The organism is Dietzia sp. UCD-THP (genome assembly GCF_000349585.1).
GTDB classification, from domain to species: domain Bacteria; phylum Actinomycetota; class Actinomycetes; order Mycobacteriales; family Mycobacteriaceae; genus Dietzia; species Dietzia natronolimnaea_A.
Window position 1 is genome coordinate 30,800 of the sequence record NZ_KB714659.1, and the last position, 536, is coordinate 31,335.

Sequence of the window (536 nt, forward strand, 5' to 3'; positions counted from 1 at the left end):
GGCGGTTCCGGGACGTGGCGGCCGGATGGACCGGCCCCGCCGTCCTGGCCGACGGTCACGAGGTGAGCCTGTACGCCAACGTGCAGGACGCCACCGGCGCCGAGGCCGCGGCGGCGGGGCCGGCCGGGGGGATCGGACTGTTCCGCACCGAACTGGCCTTCCTCGATCGCCCCACCGAGCCCTCGGTCGACGAGCAGGCCGAGATGTACGCCCGCGTCCTCGGGGCCTTTCCCAACGCGAAGGTGGTCACCCGCACGCTGGACGCCGGGTCGGACAAGCCGCTCGCGTTCGCCGGGATGACCGAGGAGGACAACCCCGCTCTCGGAGTGCGCGGCATCAGGGTCGACCTGATCGACCGGGGACTGCTCGACCGCCAGCTCGACGCCCTGGCCGAGGCCGGCAGGCGGACCGGCGGCGCCCACTCCTCCCCGTGGGTGATGGCGCCCATGATCTCCACGGTCGACGAGGCCCGCGACTTCGCCGACCGCTGCCGGACGCGCGGACTGACTCCCGGGATCATGGTGGAGGTCCCGGCC

At 74.1% G+C, this 536-nt stretch carries 1 protein-coding gene; it reads left to right on the forward strand.

Features of this window, described 5'->3' with window-relative positions; translation table 11 throughout:
- On the forward strand, nucleotides 1–536 hold a 536-nt coding region (locus H483_RS38920; protein WP_031265245.1), incomplete at both ends, for a putative PEP-binding protein.